This is a genomic window from Massilia sp. LMS1-1-1.1, from assembly GCF_040815535.1.
Classification (GTDB): Bacteria; Pseudomonadota; Gammaproteobacteria; order Burkholderiales; family Burkholderiaceae_D; genus Janthinobacterium; species Janthinobacterium aestuarii.
In genome coordinates, this window is record NZ_JBFPNG010000001.1 from 436834 (window position 1) to 457250 (window position 20417).

The 20417-nt window shown below is 58.0% G+C and carries 22 protein-coding genes; 1 reads left to right on the plus strand and 21 read right to left on the minus strand.

Features of this window, described 5'->3' with window-relative positions; translation table 11 throughout:
* Window positions 1-19: 19 nt before the first annotated feature.
* The 20 genes from MRBLMS1_RS02055 to MRBLMS1_RS02150 form a co-directional block, all read right to left on the minus strand.
* Entirely contained in the window at window positions 20-1027 is a 1008-nt protein-coding gene (locus MRBLMS1_RS02055) for a TraU family protein (protein ID WP_485877484.1), read from the minus strand.
* The gene (gene traW, locus MRBLMS1_RS02060; protein WP_485877486.1) at window positions 1024-1716 is read right to left on the minus strand and encodes a type-F conjugative transfer system protein TraW; all 693 of its coding nucleotides are present in this window, start codon (window positions 1714-1716) and stop codon (window positions 1024-1026) included. Before traW ends, MRBLMS1_RS02055 begins: the two co-directional genes overlap by 4 nt.
* 12 nt (window positions 1717-1728) lie before the next feature.
* Complete coding sequence (gene traF / locus MRBLMS1_RS02065; protein ID WP_485877488.1) at window positions 1729-2253, minus strand: conjugative transfer signal peptidase TraF; 525 nt, start codon at window positions 2251-2253, stop codon at window positions 1729-1731.
* Window positions 2250-2594, minus strand: a complete 345-nt coding sequence (locus MRBLMS1_RS02070) for a hypothetical protein (protein WP_485877489.1) — start codon at window positions 2592-2594, stop codon at window positions 2250-2252. The genes traF and MRBLMS1_RS02070 overlap by 4 nt, the downstream gene beginning before the upstream one ends.
* Before the next feature lie 5 nt (window positions 2595-2599).
* Window positions 2600-5167, minus strand: a complete 2568-nt coding sequence (traC, locus tag MRBLMS1_RS02075) for a type IV secretion system protein TraC (protein WP_485877490.1) — start codon at window positions 5165-5167, stop codon at window positions 2600-2602.
* A 26-nt stretch (window positions 5168-5193) separates the two neighbouring features.
* Window positions 5194-5856, minus strand: a complete 663-nt coding sequence (locus MRBLMS1_RS02080; RefSeq protein WP_485877492.1) for a TraV family lipoprotein — start codon at window positions 5854-5856, stop codon at window positions 5194-5196.
* Between the two features lie 2 nt (window positions 5857-5858).
* Window positions 5859-6629 (minus strand): DsbC family protein, encoded by a 771-nt coding sequence (locus MRBLMS1_RS02085; RefSeq protein ID WP_485878950.1) that lies wholly within the window; start codon window positions 6627-6629, stop codon window positions 5859-5861.
* The gene (locus MRBLMS1_RS02090; RefSeq protein ID WP_485877494.1) at window positions 6619-8001 is read right to left on the minus strand and encodes a TraB/VirB10 family protein; all 1383 of its coding nucleotides are present in this window, start codon (window positions 7999-8001) and stop codon (window positions 6619-6621) included. Before MRBLMS1_RS02090 ends, MRBLMS1_RS02085 begins: the two co-directional genes overlap by 11 nt.
* Before the next feature lie 6 nt (window positions 8002-8007).
* A complete protein-coding gene (locus tag MRBLMS1_RS02095; RefSeq protein ID WP_485877496.1) occupies window positions 8008-8814 on the minus strand; it encodes a type-F conjugative transfer system secretin TraK in 807 nt (268 codons plus the stop codon).
* A complete protein-coding gene (traE, locus tag MRBLMS1_RS02100; RefSeq protein ID WP_485877498.1) occupies window positions 8765-9367 on the minus strand; it encodes a type IV conjugative transfer system protein TraE in 603 nt (200 codons plus the stop codon). Before traE ends, MRBLMS1_RS02095 begins: the two co-directional genes overlap by 50 nt.
* 17 nt (window positions 9368-9384) lie before the next feature.
* Window positions 9385-9684 (minus strand): type IV conjugative transfer system protein TraL, encoded by a 300-nt coding sequence (gene traL, locus MRBLMS1_RS02105; RefSeq protein WP_070258240.1) that lies wholly within the window; start codon window positions 9682-9684, stop codon window positions 9385-9387.
* A 44-nt stretch (window positions 9685-9728) separates the two neighbouring features.
* Entirely contained in the window at window positions 9729-10109 is a 381-nt protein-coding gene (locus MRBLMS1_RS02110) for a hypothetical protein (RefSeq protein ID WP_485877500.1), read from the minus strand.
* 171 nt (window positions 10110-10280) lie between these two features.
* The gene (locus tag MRBLMS1_RS02115; protein ID WP_485877502.1) at window positions 10281-10850 is read right to left on the minus strand and encodes an OmpA family protein; all 570 of its coding nucleotides are present in this window, start codon (window positions 10848-10850) and stop codon (window positions 10281-10283) included.
* 137 nt (window positions 10851-10987) lie between these two features.
* On the minus strand, window positions 10988-11611 hold the full coding sequence (locus MRBLMS1_RS02120) for a lytic transglycosylase domain-containing protein (RefSeq protein WP_485877504.1): 624 nt from the start codon (window positions 11609-11611) through the stop codon (window positions 10988-10990).
* Between the two features lie 90 nt (window positions 11612-11701).
* Window positions 11702-12208, minus strand: a complete 507-nt coding sequence (locus MRBLMS1_RS02125; protein ID WP_485877505.1) for a hypothetical protein — start codon at window positions 12206-12208, stop codon at window positions 11702-11704.
* A gap of 155 nt (window positions 12209-12363) precedes the next feature.
* Window positions 12364-12978, minus strand: coding sequence for an IncC plasmid conjugative DNA transfer DtrJ family protein (locus MRBLMS1_RS02130; RefSeq protein ID WP_485877507.1), 615 nt, complete (start codon window positions 12976-12978; stop codon window positions 12364-12366).
* Window positions 12972-14885, minus strand: coding sequence for a conjugative transfer system coupling protein TraD (gene traD, locus MRBLMS1_RS02135; RefSeq protein ID WP_485877509.1), 1914 nt, complete (start codon window positions 14883-14885; stop codon window positions 12972-12974). Before traD ends, MRBLMS1_RS02130 begins: the two co-directional genes overlap by 7 nt.
* A 2-nt stretch (window positions 14886-14887) precedes the next feature.
* Window positions 14888-16702 (minus strand): MobH family relaxase, encoded by a 1815-nt coding sequence (mobH, locus tag MRBLMS1_RS02140; protein ID WP_485877511.1) that lies wholly within the window; start codon window positions 16700-16702, stop codon window positions 14888-14890.
* A 477-nt stretch (window positions 16703-17179) separates the two neighbouring features.
* Window positions 17180-17794 (minus strand): FlhC family transcriptional regulator, encoded by a 615-nt coding sequence (locus MRBLMS1_RS02145; RefSeq protein ID WP_485877513.1) that lies wholly within the window; start codon window positions 17792-17794, stop codon window positions 17180-17182.
* Window positions 17795-17801: 7 nt separating this feature from the next.
* On the minus strand, window positions 17802-18149 hold the full coding sequence (locus MRBLMS1_RS02150) for a hypothetical protein (protein WP_072453981.1): 348 nt from the start codon (window positions 18147-18149) through the stop codon (window positions 17802-17804).
* Between the two features lie 347 nt (window positions 18150-18496).
* Here MRBLMS1_RS02150 and MRBLMS1_RS02155 point away from each other — a divergent pair, with 347 nt between their 5' ends.
* Complete coding sequence (locus MRBLMS1_RS02155; RefSeq protein ID WP_485877515.1) at window positions 18497-19195, plus strand: S24 family peptidase; 699 nt, start codon at window positions 18497-18499, stop codon at window positions 19193-19195.
* Window positions 19196-19291: 96 nt separating this feature from the next.
* Here the strand turns inward: MRBLMS1_RS02155 and MRBLMS1_RS02160 are convergent, their stop codons facing one another.
* Window positions 19292-20353, minus strand: coding sequence for a DUF932 domain-containing protein (locus MRBLMS1_RS02160; protein ID WP_485877516.1), 1062 nt, complete (start codon window positions 20351-20353; stop codon window positions 19292-19294).
* Window positions 20354-20417 lie beyond the last annotated feature (64 nt).

Below are 20417 nucleotides of genomic sequence, written 5' to 3' on the forward strand. Positions count from 1 at the left end.
AGGGGGCACTTGGATTGGATTAGTAGCCAACACAGCAGTTCCTTTTTCGAAATAACATAAACGCGAAATCTTCGCCCTTGACCGGGTATTCCTTGCCCGCTCCCCAGGCAATGGTGGTGCGGCCGAAGGGCTGGCAGCATTTGCCCAGTTCCTTGTCGGTGGCCGGAATGGGATATGTCAGCTGGGATTTGTAGGCCGTCTTGTCCATTTCCGGCAGGAAGTACGGACCGCACAGCCCTTTATGACCATGCATGCCCCACGTCAGCAGCTCGCGGTGCATCTTGGCGGTGAGGCGCTGCATCATCAATTCGGCAGTGCGCACCCCGCCCACGTGGTAGGCCGCGTGGCCATCGAGCGGGAAAAGACCGCCCTGGCAGCCGGCGCACCAGAACAATTCCGGGTGGCCAAATCCCGTCGTGGCGGCAACGCAGTCTGCAGCGCAGGCGGCAACGGCGCCGGGATTGGCGAACAGGAGCGTTTCCGGATTGATGATGAGTGTCAGCTCGTCGTCACCCCATAACGGGTCGACCTCGGTCATGTAGGCGATATCGAAGGAGCCGGCTTCCAGGCAGGGGAAATCGGCGACCGCCTTGAGCCAATACATGACCGGATTGACATAAAAATGCGCCTGGTAGAAGGCGTCCTGGGCGCCGCCTGCGTCCGTGGCCCGGGCGGCCTCTGGCGCAGGGATGCCCGGATTGAGATCGATGCCACCGAGGGACACCAGGCAAAACGGTTTGCGCACCACTTCCACGTGGCGCACGGGTTCCCAAAAGCCGATGGACAGGCCGATCACCGGATTGACTTTGCACGTGCAAATCGGACTGGACGGATTGGCGGTGTCTTCCTGGCCGCCCAGGTTGCCCAAAGTGACACTGCCCAGGGAGACCGGCAGGATGCATGACCAGCAGATATCCGTGATCGGATTCGGAAAGGCGCCAGTACAGGTGCCTACCGGCGCTGCCTCTGCCTGGCTTGCGCCGAGGAGGAGCAAGAGCACTGCAGCGGTTTGTTTGAATGGATTCATTTCGCCACCATTTCATCAATCCGAAGGCGCATGCCTTCCTGGTACACCAATGCGGGGACCTGCCGGATGCCAAAGCGCCCTACTAATCTGCCCTGCTGATCGAAGTAGATCCGCGTTTTCCACTGTTTCATCAGCTCCAGATACGAACCGCCGACGAGTACCGGCTTGATCCGCGCGCCATCGCGCTGGAGCAGGCTGCGCGCCATCCTTGTCTGTGCAGGATCGCGCGCGTCAAAAAACAGCAGCTTTTTCGACATGGACGTGATCGCGAGCGGGTTGGTACGGGTGCCGGCGGGAAACAGGACGTGACCTTGTGCGTCGAGCATGTTCTTGTCGAGCACATAGGTGGGATCAACATAGACGGTTCGTGGTGCCTTCGCCGGCGTCAAACCTGCCACCGGTGCCGGGTTGGCCACGGCCGCCCTGCCTTTGGCGATCGCCTGCTCCTGCAGTGCGTGAAGCTGGCCGCTCTTTTCCAGCGCACGCAGGCGCTGGGCGATCATGTCGAGCAGGTTTTGCTCGGCAATCGGATACGTCGGCCCGATCGCGGCCAGTTCCTCAGCCTTTGCCAGTGCTCCCATGAGGCCACTGGCCAGCAACAGGACGGAGAAGATACGCTTGGTCAGCGCACCGCATGGCAGGCAGGGGAAGCGTAGTGTCGCAGGTGTCGGCTCAAGCAATGCCATCATTTTCCCCTTGCGTCAAAAGATCGGAATCACCACACCCAGGACCGCGTCGGCGCGTACGAGGCCATTGATGCTGTAGCGTGAATCGAAACTGTCCGGGCTGGTGCCTTGTACATAAAAATACGATGGCGGAATCACCATCTCGGCGATGGGGTCGAGCCGGAGATGTTTGACGGTGGTATGCGTCTTGGCAATGCCGACCTCCTCGCCATTGACGAACACGTGGCGATCCCGGACGGTCACTTTGTCGCCGGCCACGCCGCGCACGATCTTGAAGAACGGCTGGTGGTACAGGCCGGGGAAGATGCGGTACGCCGGCCCTTCGAATGCATAGACCACGTAATCCCCGCGACGGATGCCGTCCGCCCGGTAGTCGACCACTGCGATCGTGTAGGGCAAGCTGGGGGTCACGTTAAACAGGATAGGCAAGCGCGGAGTGGCATCGACAAACAGACGCACATAGGCGAGTGTCCAGATCACGACCAGCGCCAGGTACAGATACCAACGTCTGCGCACATGCTGAAAGAAATCGCGGGTCACAGCTTCACCTTTCTTCTGAGCAAAGGAGTGAGATCGATCAGCGTCGCGCGGCTGCCGATCACCGCCGTTTTGTCGACCACCAGGCATTCGCACTCTTGCGGCAATTGCGCCAACACAGCAGCAAAACTGTTGACGAATCGTTCAGCATCGGAGATCGCCTGCCGCCGTTCTATGTCGGTACGGCTGGCCGCCATCGCTTTGACGTACTGTTCCTGCTTTGCATTGAAAACGGTCGCCGCATCGACGACTCCGATGACCAGCATCGGCCGCAGCACCAGCCGGTCATATGCCGCAATGCCGATCGCCACGAAGCAGGCCGATACGAAGATATTGATCAGCATGATCCTCATTGGAGTCCCCTGTCGGCCAGTACCCGGGCGATGGCCTCGTCGATGGAGTAGCCTTGGGCACGCAAGGCATCAATCGGCTTGTTATCGGCGAGTTTGTTCGAGAACAGCAACTGCGTGGCTGGATCAATGACCAGGCGTACGACGCCTTCGCCGATCGGCGACGAGACATACATTTCCGCAAAGGCCCCCGCCTCGGTGCGTAGCGAGTTCAATAGCCGTTTCTTGGCGGCGTCCATGACGATGCGCTTGTTGCTTTCCAGGATTTCAATCGACTCCGGTTTTTGCCGCAGCAGGAAAACCCAGTCGGAACAATTGAAAGCGGCCGTCATTTGCACCGAACCGTAACAGTCATCGGCACCCTGCGTCGCGGTGCCCAGTGCACCGCCATACTTGCGCGCACGCCGGGCGGCTTCTTCCACCACGGCGGCCTTGACCGGGTCGTCCGCACCGATCTCTCCGAGCTGTTGCTTGAGTTCATCGATGATCAGGAGCTTCTTGCGATCGCGGTTCAGGTACATCTCGCCGGTGATCTGGTACATCAGCAGGATATTGACGACGGCATGCAGATCTGGCTTGCGCTTGAGTTCTTCGTTTTCGATCACGACAAAGTCATTCGAGAAATCGACGTTATTCTTGCCCTCGAAGAATCGTTCATATTGCCCGCCTTTCGCGTACGGATTGAGCATGATGGCAAGATCGCGGATGCGGTCATCCCCTTTGATTTCGAGCTCCGCGATATTGCCGGTCTTGAATGCGTCGCGCAAAGCGGTGATCGTCAAATCATTGCCGTAGGATTTCCATAGTTTCAGCAGGACCGTTGAAATGGCCTTGTATTGCACTTCTTGCAATTGCTGACTCATCGAACACATCTTCGCCAGGGCGGGCAACAGCATATCGATGTCTTCGTGAATGTCATTGACCGCCGTAAATGGGTTCAATATGATCTTCGAGCGGGCGCTGAACTCCACGTGCGTACCATTGGCTTTCTTGCACAGCTTCTCGAATGAGCGCCCGAGATCCAGCAGGCGCACTTGTGCACCACCGGATCGGTATGACCAGGCGATCTCGTTGAGGGTGACGGACTTGCCGGACCCTGGGGCGCCGACGACGGCAAAATTGTAGTTGCCCAGGTCGTTGTCATACAGATCCAGGGTCACGAGCTGGCCGCGGCGGCCGGCGAAGATGAGCGTTGGCGTGTCGGTTCCACGCCATTCCGCCAGCAGGGGCGCCAGATGGATGGCGTTCGCCGTGGATTTGCGCGTCACCCGCTTCATCTTCTTCATGTCATTGTGGAATGCGGGCGTCAGGGTCATGGGCAAGCTCGCCAGCAGCGCCTGGCGGTGCATGTACACATCGGCATTGAGTTCAAAGCCGCTGGCACGCCAGATGGCCTTGGCCGCTTCGGCCGCCGTCGCCGCCTCGGCGGGCGATGAGAAAATGGCCAGCTGGTGGTACATCGAGACGAGATTGCCGCCGACATCCATGGCGTTGGCGACTGCATTCCAGTCTTCCTGCTTCTTCTGCACGTCCGGCATGATGGCGGCCATCTTGCTGCCCGCGTTCTGCGTCGCGCGGATATGGTTCGCCGTGATCAATGTGCGCGTCGTGTTCGTATCGAGGATGTGCACGCCCATGGTGAGCAGGAACGGCGCACGGTACTGCAGTGCCGGTTGCATGACGTGGCCGATGAGCGCGCCCATCTGCCAGAGGGGGAAACGTCCAGGAAACGATTTAATGGAGAAGAAGCGTGCTTCCACGTGCTGCGGCTTGCCTGGCTTCGAAAACCGAATGCCTTCGTTGGTCGGCTCCTGGACGGTATCGAAGTCCACAATCTGATCCCGCAGTTCTCTTCCCTCATCGTAGTGAATCCATGGGGTGACACCGTCGGCGAGCCGGTGTGGATTGGTGAACAGTGCGCACCAGTTGATTAAGTCGGCCGCATCGCATACTGTGCTGGGAAAAGAAGCGGCGTCAAGGGTGCTTGCCATCGAGTCGCGCAAACCGATGGCCGCTTCGCGCTTGCCGATATCATCGGCGCGTCCATCCATCGTGACGCTCATCATCAACCGAAAGTCGCGCAGCGTAAAATGAAATCCCTTGGTCAGGGATTTCTGGCTCCCGGCCAGCAGATGCTGCACGCGCTGGCGTGCCAGCTGGCGGTACAGGTTGCTGTTCCGGGCCGGCCGGCCCCACTGCTGCGAGTTTTCATATTGATCCTCGTCTTCCATGCGCATGTTGGCATATTGGATCAGCGGGGCGCGGATGTCCGGTGAGCCAAACAGATGAAATTGCACACCCGTGTTGGCGGGACAGTTGGTATACAGGCTTTGCAGCACTTCCACCATCCGCTCATCGGCGCCAGCCTGGGGCATGAGTTCGAGCATGAAGCCGAGCCGGTGATGGCGATTGATGAACAGCTGCTCGCTGTCGACATAGGGACCGTACGGTAGCCAGCTGGCAAACTGATCCTTGGAAAATTCCTCGCCTCGGCTTAATCCAAACAGATCCCAGATGCCAGCGCTGAAGCCTTCGCCCTCTTTTTCTGGCGTGAAGAACTTGAGCATATTTGTCCTCTCTGAATGCAACACCGCTATTGTTTTGTTGCCGACGCTTGAGACGGCGCGCCTTCTGGAGTCGTCGTGACGGCCCCGATGGGCGGATCGGCAAGCGCTCCCGCTGGCGGGGAGGTTGGCCGTGTTTCGGCGCCGGAGTTGGCCTGTCCGGAGGGGGACGCTGCAGCCGGAGACGACGCCTGCTGAGGTGTGGGCGGTTTCAGGGGCGCAAAGGCATCACGGATCTGCCGCTGCGCATGGGCGACCTGCCAGCGACCTGGGTCTGTTTGCAGGTAGACAAAGGACTGATCGTGGAGATCATGGTCGCTGTCCTCCCACGGTTTGATCCAGAGCCGCATGACGCGCGGCGGCGAGCGCAGCGCGGTTGGCTCGAATGCAGGCTGTCCCTGCATGGAACTGCCGCTGGAGGCGGCGTTGGCCATGGTGTACATGCTGCGCGGGGCTGCACGTGGCGTTCCTTTTGTCGGGGCCCCTTTGGCCGCCGCGCTGCCGCCCGATGGAAACGTATTGTAGTAATTGCCGGATACGGAATTGCACTGCACGCCTTCCGGCGCCTTGCAGGCATATTCCGACTTGCCGCCCAGGCCTGTCATGTCGCCGCACCCGGCGAGGAGCGTCAGACATACCGTTGCGGCGGACAGGTTGTTGACGCGAAATGAAATCGATGGGATCCGTTGCATGATTACTCCTTGAGGTTCTTGCCGGATGGAAGGCTGGAGGCGGCTTGTGCCAGATGGGCTTCAATTTCGTTGGCACTGATCAAACCGGTTTCCCGCGAGCCGTCAGCAAAGAAGAGGGTCGGTGTGCCCTGTACGCCCAATTTGCTGGCCAGGGCCAGGTTGCGGTCGAGCGGATCGGCGCATTGGGCTGGTGCGCCCTGCCCGTCCAACGCGCCGCTGACGGCGCTGCGCCAAGCGGCCAGGCGGTCGGTAGCGCACCAGATGCGCAGAGGTAAAGCCTGGTCCTGGAAAGGCACCATGAAGTTGTAGATGCGCAGGTTGGGTACCTTGACGAGTTCCGGTTCGAGCTGGCGGCAATACGGACAATGTGGATCGGTGAAGAGATAAAGGACGCGCTCTCCCTTGCCCTGCGTGGTGACGATCGCATCGGCCAACGGCAACTGGCGTACATCGATAGCCGCTACCGTCGGCGCTGCCGGGTTGGCGGCTTTGGTACGCTGCTCTAGTTTCGGTGCGGTCAGGTCGCGCATGGCGCGCAGGTCGACCAGGCGGCCAAAGATCATGTAGTCAGGGCGTGTATCGGCGACGAAGCCGACGTTGTCTCCCATCCACACCTCGAAGACGTGGGGGATCGGCGTCGCCGTGACCGTATCAAAGGCCGTGCCGGGATAGGCTTGCTTGAGCGCGGTGAGCAGCGTGTCTTCAGTGGTCCGTGCCTGTGTGCCAAGCGCGGCCGTGCAGGCGAGTGCGGCGAGGGCCAGTCTAGTCGGCATTTTCACTGGGAACCTCCATCGTGCGCTCGGCAAGGCCGAGCTGATCCTGCCGGTCCGCGTCGCTGCGTGACATTGGCCGCGCGGGAATGCGCACGCCGCGGGTCAGCACCACGTCCACTTTGCGGCCCGCATGCACCTCGATGACGGGAAACGTCTGTTCGGCCAGCCGGATGTAATAGTTGGCCAGGTTGTTGAGCGCGCTCCCCATGCCACTGCCAATGCCGCGTCGGAACTGGTCGCCGGTGCCGCCGGTCGTCGTCGACAGGGTGCCAAACGGCGAGGTCGTAAATGAGCTGTTGCCTTGAGCGAAGCCCTGGCCGATGCCGCTGACGATGCCTGCGCGCAGGCTGTTGGCCAACAGCTGGCCCTGTTTGGAGACGAGCGTGCCGCGCAATCCCAGATTGCCGTCCTCGCCAAAGATGTTGCCCTCGATCTTGACCTCGACCACCGAGCGGTCGTAGCGGATGCAGGAGAGCACGTCGGTGCGCAGGTACGCACGTTCGGAACTGATGTCGCCATAGCCGGAGGCCACCACAAAGCATTCCTTGACGTCCGCGCGGAACTGATTAGGCAGGATCGCAGCGGCTGAAATCTTGATGAGTGCCGGCAGCGGATTGCTTTGCGCCTGGCCGCCCGTCGGCGCATCGATCCCGCCGAGCAGTTCTCCCGGCAGGATGCCCACTGGCAGGAAGTCGTCCAGCGTGTTGGCCGGTTTTACGCCATTGCCCCCGGCCTCCTTGGCGGCCCCGGTGTTCCCACCGGAGTCTGTCGCGGCGCCCAGGGACACGCGGATCATCGGCGCGGGCGTCTCCGGTGGCGCGTTTGGCCGCAGTACGCCGGTGTTGCCACTGGCTACGTCGGTGGCGGGTGGTCCTGGCGGCGCGTTGCCACCGAGTGGCGTGCCGGGAGGGTACTGCAACGGAGCCGGCGCCGCTGGCTGGGGAATGGGCGGCGTGACGGGCGCGGGTGGCGCTGGTGGCGGCGCTTGTTCTGCCGGAGCGGCCGTTTTTGCTTCCAGATCTGCCAGGCGCTTGAGCAAGGCCGCTTCGACGGCCTTGCGATCGCTGTTGATTTTGTCTTGCGCTTCCTTGTCACTGTCATACTGGGCCAGCTTCTTGCCGGCATTGCCGACCCATTGATCTTCGGGCGAGATCTGGCCCGGCACCATCATGCTGGCACCATCCACATTGACGGTGGCGCGTTTGTCGGTCGACTTGGGGAGCTGCCGGGCGGGGCTGCCGGACTCGGAATAGGCCAATACCGCCCACAGGACGCCAATGCACGCTGTCACGATACTGGCGGCGGCCAGGTACTGCTGCTGCCTGGGCGTCAACCGAGCCGTGAAGGATTTCAATGTTTGCATGATGCGCATGGCGGCTCACTCCCCTGCCCGAATGACGTAGACCCGCGTGCTCTCGTTCGGACGCAAGTTGAGATTGTCGATGGCGACGGCCAGGACATCGCCATCGTCGCGGTCAAATTCCTGTTCTGCGAGCACCAGCGGCGCACCACTGATATTGCTAAGTGCATAGGTTTCGCCGATGAGGCCACGGCCTTCAAACTGACGGATGAGCTTCATTTCTGCTTCCGCCCACAGCAGGCGTGCTTCGTCGCGCTCTTCCATCTGGACGTCGTCGGGCACCTGCTCGGAAGCCATGAACATCAGCATCGATTTCAGGGAGCGGATGAATGTGGCGGACCTCGCCGGTGCCGCGCTGCCGGCAATGGCGGCCCTGGCCTGGCGCCTGGCCGACTTGTCCGAGATCACGATGGTGTCCGCAGGAACCTCCGCGCGGTTCAGGCGCAAGATGTAGGTGGCTGTGGCGGAAGAAATAAACAGGTTGATCGGCTTGGCAGCAGTGCCCACCGGCTGAATATAGATTTCGCCTTTGGCCAGGTCGCAGGCAAGCGACAGCTGGCCGCCGGGATTGACGGCCGTGCCGGCGCCAGGCGCTACGGACAGGCTGGCGTCGGCTGGTTTGGGCGCACAGTTGCTGCTTGAATAAATGTTGCCGACGACGTCGATGATCTTGCCGCCCTCGATGCGGATGCGCGTCGGTTCATGTGCGGCGATCACCGCCTCGATGGTGGCGCCGTCCCTGACCTCTCTGGTCTGGTCGGCCCAAGCGGGGAGCTCAACGAGCCCCAGCATCAGCCACGCCAGTGGCAGTATCCGGTTTTCCATCTTTCAACTCCTTAAAATCTTTCAAATGCACGCGCGCGCCACGGAAGACGAAGTCCGCACGGTAGGTCTTGAGGTTGTCAGAGGTATTGGCCCCGTTCACCTGGGTTTTGAGGTAACCGGTCATCGTGACCGATTGCGTTTCTTCGTCCGGCACCAGTTGCTGCATCTGGAAGTAGGTGCTCGCGTTGAGTTTTTTCAGTCTTGCCGCCTCCAGATCCTGGCGTGTCTTGATGCTGCCGGCGTTCTCCGGCAGGCACCAGCTGAGCAGCATGTCCTTCTTCCATTCGATGGACTTCGGCGTGACGTCCAGCATCAGGTAAGCGATAAAGCCGGACATCTGCACCAGGTAGTCGTTGCTGGCCTTGCCGTCCTCGATCCAGAACGTTTTATTGATAGCCGGCGGCACAATGACAGTGCGTTCCGTGCCCGCGATGCGCACAATGATGGTCAACGCCAGCATCAGGCAAACGGAAAGGATGCCAATAGCCAGGCGCTGGTCGAACACGCGGCGCCGCAGGGCGGCCAAATCATCCTGATAGGTTTCCAGTTTCACTGGTGCTCTCCTTTTCGCTATCCGACCATCTTGCGGATATGCGATGGCGGGGTTGAGCGCATGGACGTCAGCGGACTGACAGGCAGGTACCAGTACGCCCAGTGCAGGACAAAGGCCGGATGCTTGTCCGCTTTTTTGCGGCTGAGCCAGCGCGACACGGCGACGCCGGCGCAGACCGCGAGGAAAAATCCGAGTTTGCTGCTGGCCAGATAACCGACAAAGACCGAAAGGAGGACGGGAAAGGCGACATCAAAGTCCCATAGGCCAATCTTCCATTGGTCGTCTAGCCGCCGGGGAATATAGGTGTCGGCTTGCATGGCGTCCTCCTTTTTTCAATGTGCGGTGTCTGCGCCAGCCTGGTTCAGATCGTGGCGCCCATAATCGCGCCGCCGATGATCAGCCCGACCGCACCGAAGATGGCCATGCCGATGTAGAACAGGACCGGGCCGAAGTTGCGCAGGGCAGTCAGCGAGATCAGGGCCACCACGAAGCCGATGAAGCCGACCAGTGCTTTCACACCGGGGGCCAGTGCGGCCAATTGCGTCAGTGCTGACGTCAGCGGGCCGGTGATACCGGTGAAGGCGACGAGGTCGATGGCGGTGGCGGGAATAGCGGCGAGCAGGCCCAGGGTGATCAGGGTCAGCAGTGCAAGGACCTTGGCCGCAGTGGAGACGCGCAGGCCAAGCGGCCGCTTGCCGTGGTGTTTAAAAGGGAGAACGGTGACGTATTGCAGGGTGTTCATGTGCATTCCAATCGTGATCGTGAAAAAAATTGCCTAAAACGGTCTGTGCGGGCGGCTAGGTGCTGCGGCATGGCGGCACAGGGGGACCACGCACGGGGCATTGCCACGCGATCTTGCCCGGCCAGCACGTTACCCATGCCGAAGTCAGGTTGATCAGGCGGGCTTGAGTGCTCATCTCTGCACCTGCCGAAGCGCGTCGGCGGTGAGGCTGAGCTCTACCCTCCGGTTGTTCGAGCGGCCCGTTTCGGTCACATTGGCGGCGGCGTAACAGCAGGCGCCGCTGCTTCCCACCTCAAGCTGAACGGCAGGCACGTGCAGATGGCGGCGCAGATAGCGCTCGACCCTGGCCGCGCGCTGGCGTGCGATGGCATCGTTCAGGGCCGGCGTGCCGGTGTTGTCTGTTCTGCCAGCGATACGAATATGGGATGCTGGCTGCACCAGCGTGAGAAATTGCTGCAGAACCTGTTGGGCCGTTCTATCGAGACGGGATGAGCCCGGCGCAAAGTACACCGCAAGTTCGGTGACATCAGACAAATCACTTTCGTTCGCTGCACTGGTACCTACGGGTGCCCCTGCCAGGGTCCGCTGGGTGCTGGCTGCCGCGATCATGGTTTGCGGCACCTCTTCAATGTGCGCATCCCGTCTTGCCAGCGTCTTGGGCGTGCGCGTAGGGCAAGCTGGATCGATACACAGGCCGTAGCGTGCCTGTCTACCGTAGTGAAGCTGGGTGATGTGCTGCATGTGGGACCCAGGCGTGGCTGCGCGAGTAGACAGTCCTGCAGCTTGTGGATGGGTATGCACATTTTCGCAGGAGGCCATCAGCAAGCTGGCTGCAGCCATTCCTGTGGCAGCTAGTGTGGCATGAGCAATTGTGCGTCTCATGTCAGCCCCACTGCCACCAGCGCGGGCTGCGTTGGGACGACCGATTCAGCTCGCCCATTTTTCTGAGTCCGGTACTTGGCCTGCGGCGTAGCGCGGTGTACTGCCGGCGGCTTGGTATTGGTCAGAAAGCCGTATACGCGCCAGGCGTAGCGGGTGCGCGTAGCCTGGCATTGGGCCGCATCAAGTTTGGTACACGAGGCGTTGTATGCGCCGATCGCCTCCCAGGTATTGCCGTACCTATGCAGCTTTTCCACGAGAATTCGGGAACCAGCATGAATGTTTTTACAGGGCTCATGCAGTTCTTGCTCGGTCACCCCCAAATTGCGTAGGACTCGTGGATCAGAATTGACACCCATATAACCGATATCCACGGTACCCGTTTGGCGCAGATGGCGGCGATTGACGGCGTTCGGATCCAGTGATGATTCCGCTTGAGCAATCGCATAGAGCAGCGGTGCCGGCACCTTGTGGCGAACGGCGGCTTGTTCCCAGCAAGCCCAGGCAGGACCCGGACAAACGACGAGGAGCGCTATGAAGCATGAAAGAGGTCGTTCCATGGCAAGGAGCAGGCATAAACCCGAAAGCGTTGATCCACCCGGCGCGAGCAGGCGCCAGACCATCGAGGGTGCACATCGGGTAAGCCTGGCATCAGCCTGGCAGGGTCACTTCGGGTCGCATATCCGTTGACGGTATGCCTTGCAACCTGCCCTTTATGGCAGATGCGATATTGCTCGCTCGGCGATGTTGCGCCGTGCCTGTTCAAATATTTTCCCTTGCGCCCCCTCTTCCTGGAGGGCCAGGGCGATGCATGCGGTCGTAAACTGCCCCAAGTCGAATCGAGGATGGGGATGCCGGTTCATTTCTGACTTCTGCAGCGCCAGCAACAATACATACTGGGCACGCCAAATTTCCTCCTGTCGACGTGGCATGCATTGATCGCGCAACACCAACTGGGTATGCAAAAAAGAAAAAATCTGCTTCGCATGTTCCGCCTGCGCGCACACTATCGCAACACACGCACTAATCAGATCGGGATGTCGCAACTTTGGCGAACAATTGTGCTGATGGCTGAACAGTTGGTCTAAGTGACGAAATTCCTCCATCCATACCAGCGTCCCGATGGTGTCCTCGCACCGCGTGGATGCGACAGCAGAACGATGGGCAGCGACCGTGTGAGCAGAAGATGAGGACGGCGTCGAGCGAAATTCAGTATTCATGGCGACTCGAAATCAAAATGGACTGCGTATGACATCATGCTAGCGTATCGCAGCCCCAATGTTTGTCCAAAAAGTCGCGCTTTTTGTGGACTATTTGGATGAATCCAGGCCCGACTCGGCGTGTAGCCAAAGCTTCGGGACTTCTACCTTCACACTCACGCATACTGCGCCACCATTTGCCCTGCCAGCCACGCGACCACACACAACATGGCGGGCAACAGAAGCGGGAACAGTTGAACAGGAAGCACACACGCTACTGCCATCAGACAAATCAGCAAAATCGCCGTGCCCATGGCTGCCGCGAACCACTCCGGGTGCTGCTTGGCGAACTCCAAACGTTTAATACGTCGGCGCACCAAGGCGTCCACGATACAGGCTGTGATCAGCACCAGGAACAGTGCCCACCACTGCACAAGGCCTGCCAGTCTATACAGCGCCAGCATGGTCAGCGTATCGAGCGAGCGGAAATAGCTGTTCTGAAAAAGCTGCAGACGCACCCGGCCCAGGCTATCGGCGACGGGTTGTGCTACCGGATCGCGCGTCACCTCGTGGATGTTGGCCGATGCCGGTTGGGAGTCCAATGCAGCTTGATACTGAAACATGCGGCTCAACACGCGGCGTGCATACAGATCGCCCCAGCAGTCTGCACTGGCCATATGCTCCGCGCGGATCTGCGCGACAAATCGCTGAGGTGGGAAGGCTGACGGCAGGTACAGCACCAGCATCAGGAGCACGCTCAGCGAAACAATGGCCATCAACCGAATCAACATGCTTCACCCTCCTCCTTCTGATCGCGGCTTACATCGTCCACGCCCGGGTCAATTAGCGTAAACCGCCCTTTGTAGACATGGCCGCCAGACACTGAGGCGAAGAACTGCAAATTGGGTAATTTACCCAGAATCGATGCCGGTACCAACTCATTGACTTCCTCGCTCAACTGCGTTGAATCGACTGCCGTAAAATCCGTAAAGTGGCCATCCCTGGCCGTGTTGTGCCCGAATTTCATGCTATGGATGGTGGTCTGGCCCAGTGTTTCATTGATGAACTCCTGAGTGGGCTGATCTTTGGTTCGGAAGGCGATGAGGTTGTTCAAGTTCCCCAATGCCATGCGTGCCGCCTCCTGGCTGCCAAGGCGTTTCGCCAGGTCGGCAATCGTCTGCATGGCAGCCGTGGTGTACAGCCCTCCCTCGGCACCTTTATTCAGTATTTCGATTAGTGGTTGATTGATCACGTTCGATAGCTCATCCACAAACAGGGAAATGCGCCGCTCTCCTCCCAGGTTGTAGCGAATGCCTGAACGGGCAGCCAGGTCGGCCAGCGCCATGGCGCCGATTGCCGTTGCAACAGAAGGATCCGGCAACGAGTCCAGACAGAGAAGTAGTACATGTCCCGCGCGCTCGATCTTTTCCAGATTCATGATCGGCCGCTGATCATCCGCATCAAACGGGTCGGGAGACAGGCTTTTTCCAAGATCCCCAGATGTCAGCATGGACAAGATCGGTAAGAGATTGGCGGTTATTTTTTGATAATGTTCGCGGTTATGCTGGAATACCCGGACTTGCGAACTGACCACCGGATCACGCCTGGCCTCATGCACATGGTGATCGTAGTAGGTGACATACGCCAAGAGTTCATGGCTCGCGGCGGGTGTCGGCGATTTGATCTGCCCTCTCCGCGCCTTATCGAGCAAGCGCGCCATGTCGGGCGTACTACGCCACTGCATGCCAAGGAGCTGTTCGTAAAAACGCTCAAGTGCCTGTTCTAGGATCGGTTCGACACCTCCTTCAATGTATTGCTTCAGCTTCGCCAAATTCGGACGCTTCTCCAGTTGCACCATCCCTTGCACGACGACATTCACAGCGTCCCAACCAAATGCGCTGAACGTTCCAGCTGTATCCGGTGGCATGATTGACTGAATACGGGAAGCGACTTCGGTAGGCTTTTGCCAATTGAACGTAAAGTCGAGACGAACACCCGTTTCCGGAAAGGCTGGATGAAACCAAAGAAAACTGTCTGGCTCGCGATACAGTTGACAGGCCTTCATGACCAGTCGCTTGAGGCGGCGTGAATTTTTCGGATCAATAATAATAACGACATCGCCTCGGCGGATAGCCTGAAAAATCAACCAGCCAAGGCATACCCCTTTGCCAGACTGTGTAGTTCCGACCACCAAGGTTCCCCCTTCAAAGTTCTGAAGCGGCCGCATCAACAAGTGCTCTTCCGACTCAACACCATGAATCCAGGGCAAGCCAATCTCTGCGTCTGATTGTGGATTGGGTTGATATCCCAGAGCGCGTATGAGCCAGGGAGAAATGGTCATCGCGCGATAGTCGATTTTGATCAACTCATAAAGCCGCTGAGAGTGTAGTGGCAACCAGATAAAGCCCAAACCGAATACGACCTGTTCAGGATCGCCTGTCCATGTGGTGAGCCGGGAAATTGAAACCATTTCCATCGCGCGGCCAGACAGCGCGGCACGCGTACGTACTACGCGCAAGGCTTGCCGGCAGCGGATCAACGCTATGAGTATTGAACAAAAGATGAGAAGAAAACCCGCACGCGGTGGCAAATGATCGGGTATCAGAAAGTAAAAAATGGCGGCGGCGAGCATCCATGCCAGGGCGGCAACGGCCTCAATGGGACTACGCCATGGCATTTCATACTGTCGCAGCAACATGGTCAACCTGCGTTCGAATTGATTGGGGTCTCCCCTACTCCATCCATGCCCTCGATGAATTGACGAGCGATAACCATTCCGGCCAGTTGCTTGCCATGCGGGTTGCGGTATTCAACAGATTCGGTTCCTGCCGGTCCCACCACCAGCATGTTGGCATCGGCAAGTGCGCGTAGCGCCATCTTCGCATCCACCTGTCGCGCCACGAAGGCGTCTAAGGGGACAAACAGGCCGGACGCCAGGGGATAGCATGCTGGTGGCAAGCTCGTTCTATTGAGAGACTGCACGATCGCCTGCAATACCTTGGCAATGCCTGGATGTAGGCGAATCGGTGCGCGTAACGCGTATGTTTCCGTTGCTGGCTGGCTTGACTTGATATCCTTGACTTTCTTCACCTTTCCTTGGCGGCCATCTGTACTTGGTTCGATACCTGTGTCTCCCGCAGTTGGTATCGGTGCGATGGTTGGCAACGACAATTGACGATCGCTAGCATCCGGCGGCACCTCCTGTGCCCCGCTCGCTCCCTGAGCCTGGGACGGCGCCGCCTTCGCCTGCCGATACTTGGTGTCATGCTCCGTGGCCCGCATGTCTTCATCCGAGCAGTGGAGAGCAATAGCAATGTCCAGCGCCACTGGTGGCGGGTGTAAGACAGCTAGGACACAACCGGGCGTCACCAACTTCAACGCCTCCAAGGGTTCAGGGGCGCTTGGTGGCCGGATAGACCAAACACACTCATTTGGATTCTTTGGCAGGACGATCCCGGCATCGCTCAAAATTTCCATGGCCTCGACTGGCGAGGCAGGCAAGCCGTGCAATCCCTCGTCCTCCAACAAGGTGAGTATGTCGCTCACACCGTTCGGCCACACCAGAAACAAACCATCCCGCCCGAGCCACATGCGGGACCGATCCGCATTGGGCACCCATCCCTGATGAGACTGCACCAGCTCGCGCATCGCGTTTAGGAGAAACCTCGCAAGGTAGGCCCGCGCCCGCGCCCTACCTGCCGGCGCATCAGCGTCGCGCAAGTCGCGGTGTATCACCAAAGTCGATGCTCGATTGACGAGATGGTCAATGACGTTGTGATCCTGATACCTCACTTCTCCACTGATCGCTGCGAGCATGTGGGCGACGATCATCGAACCGTCGTGGGTCAAGTAGGCCAAGGCATCTGTCGGCAGGATCATCGGTAGCGCGAACAACGATAGGGCGCGACATTCCTGCCTGGCCTCCCCCCATCTGACGAACAGACGGCCGACCTCGTGTTTGTGGGTCCATTCCCCTAGGGCTATCAGGTATGGTTGCCATACGGTTCCATGCGCATCACTAACGACGACGCTGTCGAGCGCACGGAATAGGTACGCGCATAGTCCCGCGATAAAGGTGCCAAAGCGCCAGCGTGGCTCCAACTGTCGACGAGTCGATATCGTCGCCCTCCCAGCAAAGATCTGCGAATCGGTCGCTTGCAATGCAAAGAATGCGGTCTCCAGAGATAATCGTAGTAGGCCTCCGGAGCGAGCAAAAAAACTGTCCTGCGTCGCCGGCAACACACTCACGTAGGCAGTGTAATTCCTGATGAGCGGAAGCATTTCCTTGGCAAAGGTATTCGCGTCGCCTCCATAAGCCAATTTGATGCGCCCCAGGATATCCCGATTGTCGTCCAAAATCGCATCGACACTGCGGGGACGCATCCCGCCGTCACGCGCATGACCAGTTTGGGGCAGTGAACGTTGCGGACATATGGGCGCGGCCTGACGGCTGCGATCATATTGACGATTGCGGCCAAGCCAACCCAGGTATTTGAGGAAATTCACAGCGGCCATAAGGATCACTCACGTGGCTACATGAGCATTATGGCTATGCAAATCGACATACATCCAAGTGAAAGCCTGACTTCTACTGCGATCATTCGTCGACAACATATAGAGGAATTCGCCGCTACAATGCCCCTGCCAGATTCTGGCTGCTCCATTCGTGTCGTCGACGCCAGTAGGGCTTGCTGCTCCTTCGTCCGAGCTCGCGCGGCAGGCAAATACACCCAAGATATTTCAGCTCAGAGCACGAACAAGATACCGCTCAACTTGGTTTGATCATTGATAGGTAGCGAACCACCTATTGGCGACGCTAGATCTAAAGTAAGGTGAGCCGCGATATTGGATCGGAGCTTATCGGTCAGCAATGCTGAAACAAGCGGGACTACTCTACAATGAGCACGCTGCCCGTTCTATGCCTGACTGCCGTGTACGTCCGCTTTCGCCTGCGGATTCAATCGGTAAATACGCACAACCATTACTGCTCAACTATAGAGAATCACTGAGCAAGCGATCCGGTGATTGAACCCGTGCTAGGGACAGGGGTAAGTCAGGTTTACCGGCAAAGCTCGATTGGATACGAGAATCAGTGGCATAGCGTTTGACGAGCTTGCAAAAAACGCACCCGGAGTGATCCGCCGATGTATCCCCGAGTGCGATCAGATAACGACAACGGCACCGCGCGCAGATATGCAGAGCCAACTGCGATGATTGTTGGGTCCAGATCCCCTCCACACTAGCGATCAATTCGAAAGCGCGGTCAAACGAGATGCTGGAACGGCCACTCCATCGCTCTCGATACATCTTGTAGGCGCAGACCATGGCCTTCCGTGCCGAACATGCATGCTGTGTGCGCAGGAACTGAAAAATACTAGCAATCAGTGACGCCTCAGCGCGTTGCACTAGCGTTGCCATATGGTACCAATCCTGCGAACTAGGCCATCGACCTCCGGTGGCCGCCCGGTCATTGTAGAAATATTCCCGCAGCAGTGTTCCACTCAATCCGGTCAAATAGGCGACGGTTTTCATCCGTGCACCCAGTTCGACACAGGACTTTGCAAGCTGCAGGGCCTGTATGTGCCGCTCCGCATGTTCGTATGCCATAGGTCACCTATGGCATACGAACTTGAGCTGCAACGGCCTGGCCGAGACGCGCTGCGCCACGGGCGAGAGCCGGATCAACATTCCCGACGCGGCACAACGTCATGGCCAATACGGGCGGCGTTTCAAGGAGAGTTTTAAAATTAGCTATCGGCTTAAACAGGCTTTCATGCGACATGTTCGCAGCCAATAGTTGCAATGAGTCAACACTCATTGCCGCGAGCGTCTCGGCTGATGCAGTGTCAAGGTGATAGGTGCAACAAGTGGCCAGGGGGTCATGCTTCAGACCCACCTGGATAGTGAGTAAGTAATTCAAGTTGAGGTACTGCACTTCCGTGTATCGAATAGCGTCTTCCATGGTCCACCCCGCTTTGCCCCGCAATGGCGGGGCGTGGTCATTCATCCGGTTTCCGCTGTGCACATCTGCCGTGTCGCTCAACTGATGGGCGAAGTCATGGGTACGAGGACTGCGCGCAAAGGCAATAGCACATTAAAAAAAGACTACTCCGCAAAAATCCAAAGGTCAATAGCAACTGCTAATTGAATTAAAATATTTACGTGCACCTTGGCAAAATTTCACTGGAGGAAATGCGATTCCCATCCTAAAATCAAACTCAACCAAATAAAAACCTGATCGTAACAACTGCTACAAATAATCTACAAATAAACCAAGGTCTCTCACCTTACCCCTGCCAGGAGACAAAAATGGTGACGATAAGCAATAACATCCCGCTTACCAGAGATGCCGTCCGCGAACTTGACATCGATATCGTCCCTGGTGTGCGAGAACGACTCATCGCTGAACTTGATCGACGGGGTGTACATCCAGCTCAACGCGAGCACTTCCTTAGTGACATTACCGGGCGAGCGCTGCAAACAGTGGCGCGCTGGATCGACGAAGAAAAACCAGGTCTGCCCGATCTGAAATCCCTCGCCATTGTCTGCCTTCAATTCGATATGGATGCGAACTGGATCTTGGGATTGACATCGAATCGTCTCCCGTTCCCCAAGCAACAACTATCGGCACGAGTTCAGGAACAGGTTTATGGTCATGAAACGCCCGCCTTTGACTGGATCGGTCACTTGCTCACGCACACAGCGTCATTCACCGGCACCAATCAAGTAGGAACGATGAAGGGGGATGACATGGTTCCACTCATCCATGATGGCGCACCATTCTTTTTTGACGGAACAGTGAATGAGGTTGAGGTTAATGGGATCTATGTATTGGATTACCAAGGAAAGCGCCTTGTGCGGCACATCGAAATTGTCGTGGGGGAAGGCTTATTACTTCGTTGCGAAAACCAACGCTACAACCCGACCCTAGTAAAAATATCAAAAGCAATGCTGACCATAAAAATATTAGGGCGTGTGAAAGCAGCAATTAACATCAACCGTTTTTGACACGGTGAGACGCGCAACACGCTTCATTGACTGAAATTCCCCGGCAGCCAAGCAACCGGGGAACTTCGTCGTCATGGCGTTAAGTCGCATGCCACGCTACTTTGCGTCAACGACCTCTCTCCACTCCTTATTCGAGAATTCGAGCATTTTTCCACCAAACTCCTCAAATTCAGTGGCGCGATCATAGTCATCCACTTCCTGCGAGTAACCTGTCACCGCATTGAGCAGTCCATAGCCGTTCAGCTGCTGCTCCGCAATCAAATGCCGTAACACGCCTGCCCGCTCCGGCTCATTTAATACGAAGCGATTCGCTAATACCTCCACTGCCTTCACCGGATCTCCCGTCAATGCGATGCCCATGGTCTTGCGCATCTTCTCCGATATCAGTTGAAAGGTGGTCTCCGACACCGCAGTCTGCACCATGTCCCGCGCTTTCAGAAAGATCGCGCGATCTTCGGCCTCGACTGTGTCATCTTGCAGAACAACGTCATCGCCACACTCCAGTAAACGCCCAGCATGATTTTTCCGCATCGAGCGCTCACAAGCGATCAGCCCATTGCTGCACTTCAGGCGATAAATCAACGGCTCGACCCGCAGCCGTCCCACGCCAATCTCCGAGTTGCTGACCACCACGCCGGCCTGCAATACGTCACCTGGTGCAACTTCATGCGTCACCTCGGCACTGACCACCTTTAAATACATCTTGGTTTCAGTCAGCTCTACCGACTCAAAACGTGCACCGGGCAGTTTGAGCAAGATCGGCAAAATACTATGGGCCAGATCGATGTTGTCAAGCCGACGGAAGCGCGACGACAAAAAGGCTCTGGCCCGTCCCGCCAAGGTACGCACCATATAGCTATCTTTGGCGCAAATTCTGAACCACGCATTGATATTTTCATCGAGCAGTTCAGTATCAAACGAACGCATGCGCTTAAAATACAGCAACGGGATATCCAGTTTCTTTGCCAGCTGCGCGCAGGCAAAATCGTTCATCAGGTAGCGCTTTTTGCCATAGGGTTCGTCAATGACGAGATTGCACTGCCCTGCCGCTGTCGTCTCGCTCACCAGCTTCGTCGCCGGTACGATCATGTCCTTCTTGAGCGCCGCCTGCCGCTCAAGTTCGACAACGAGTTGTTCCAAAGGACGTCCTGTTTTCATCACAACCTCCATGAAAAAAGCGGGCGATGCAACGCCCTGGCGGGAGCGCATCCCCCGCAGGGTC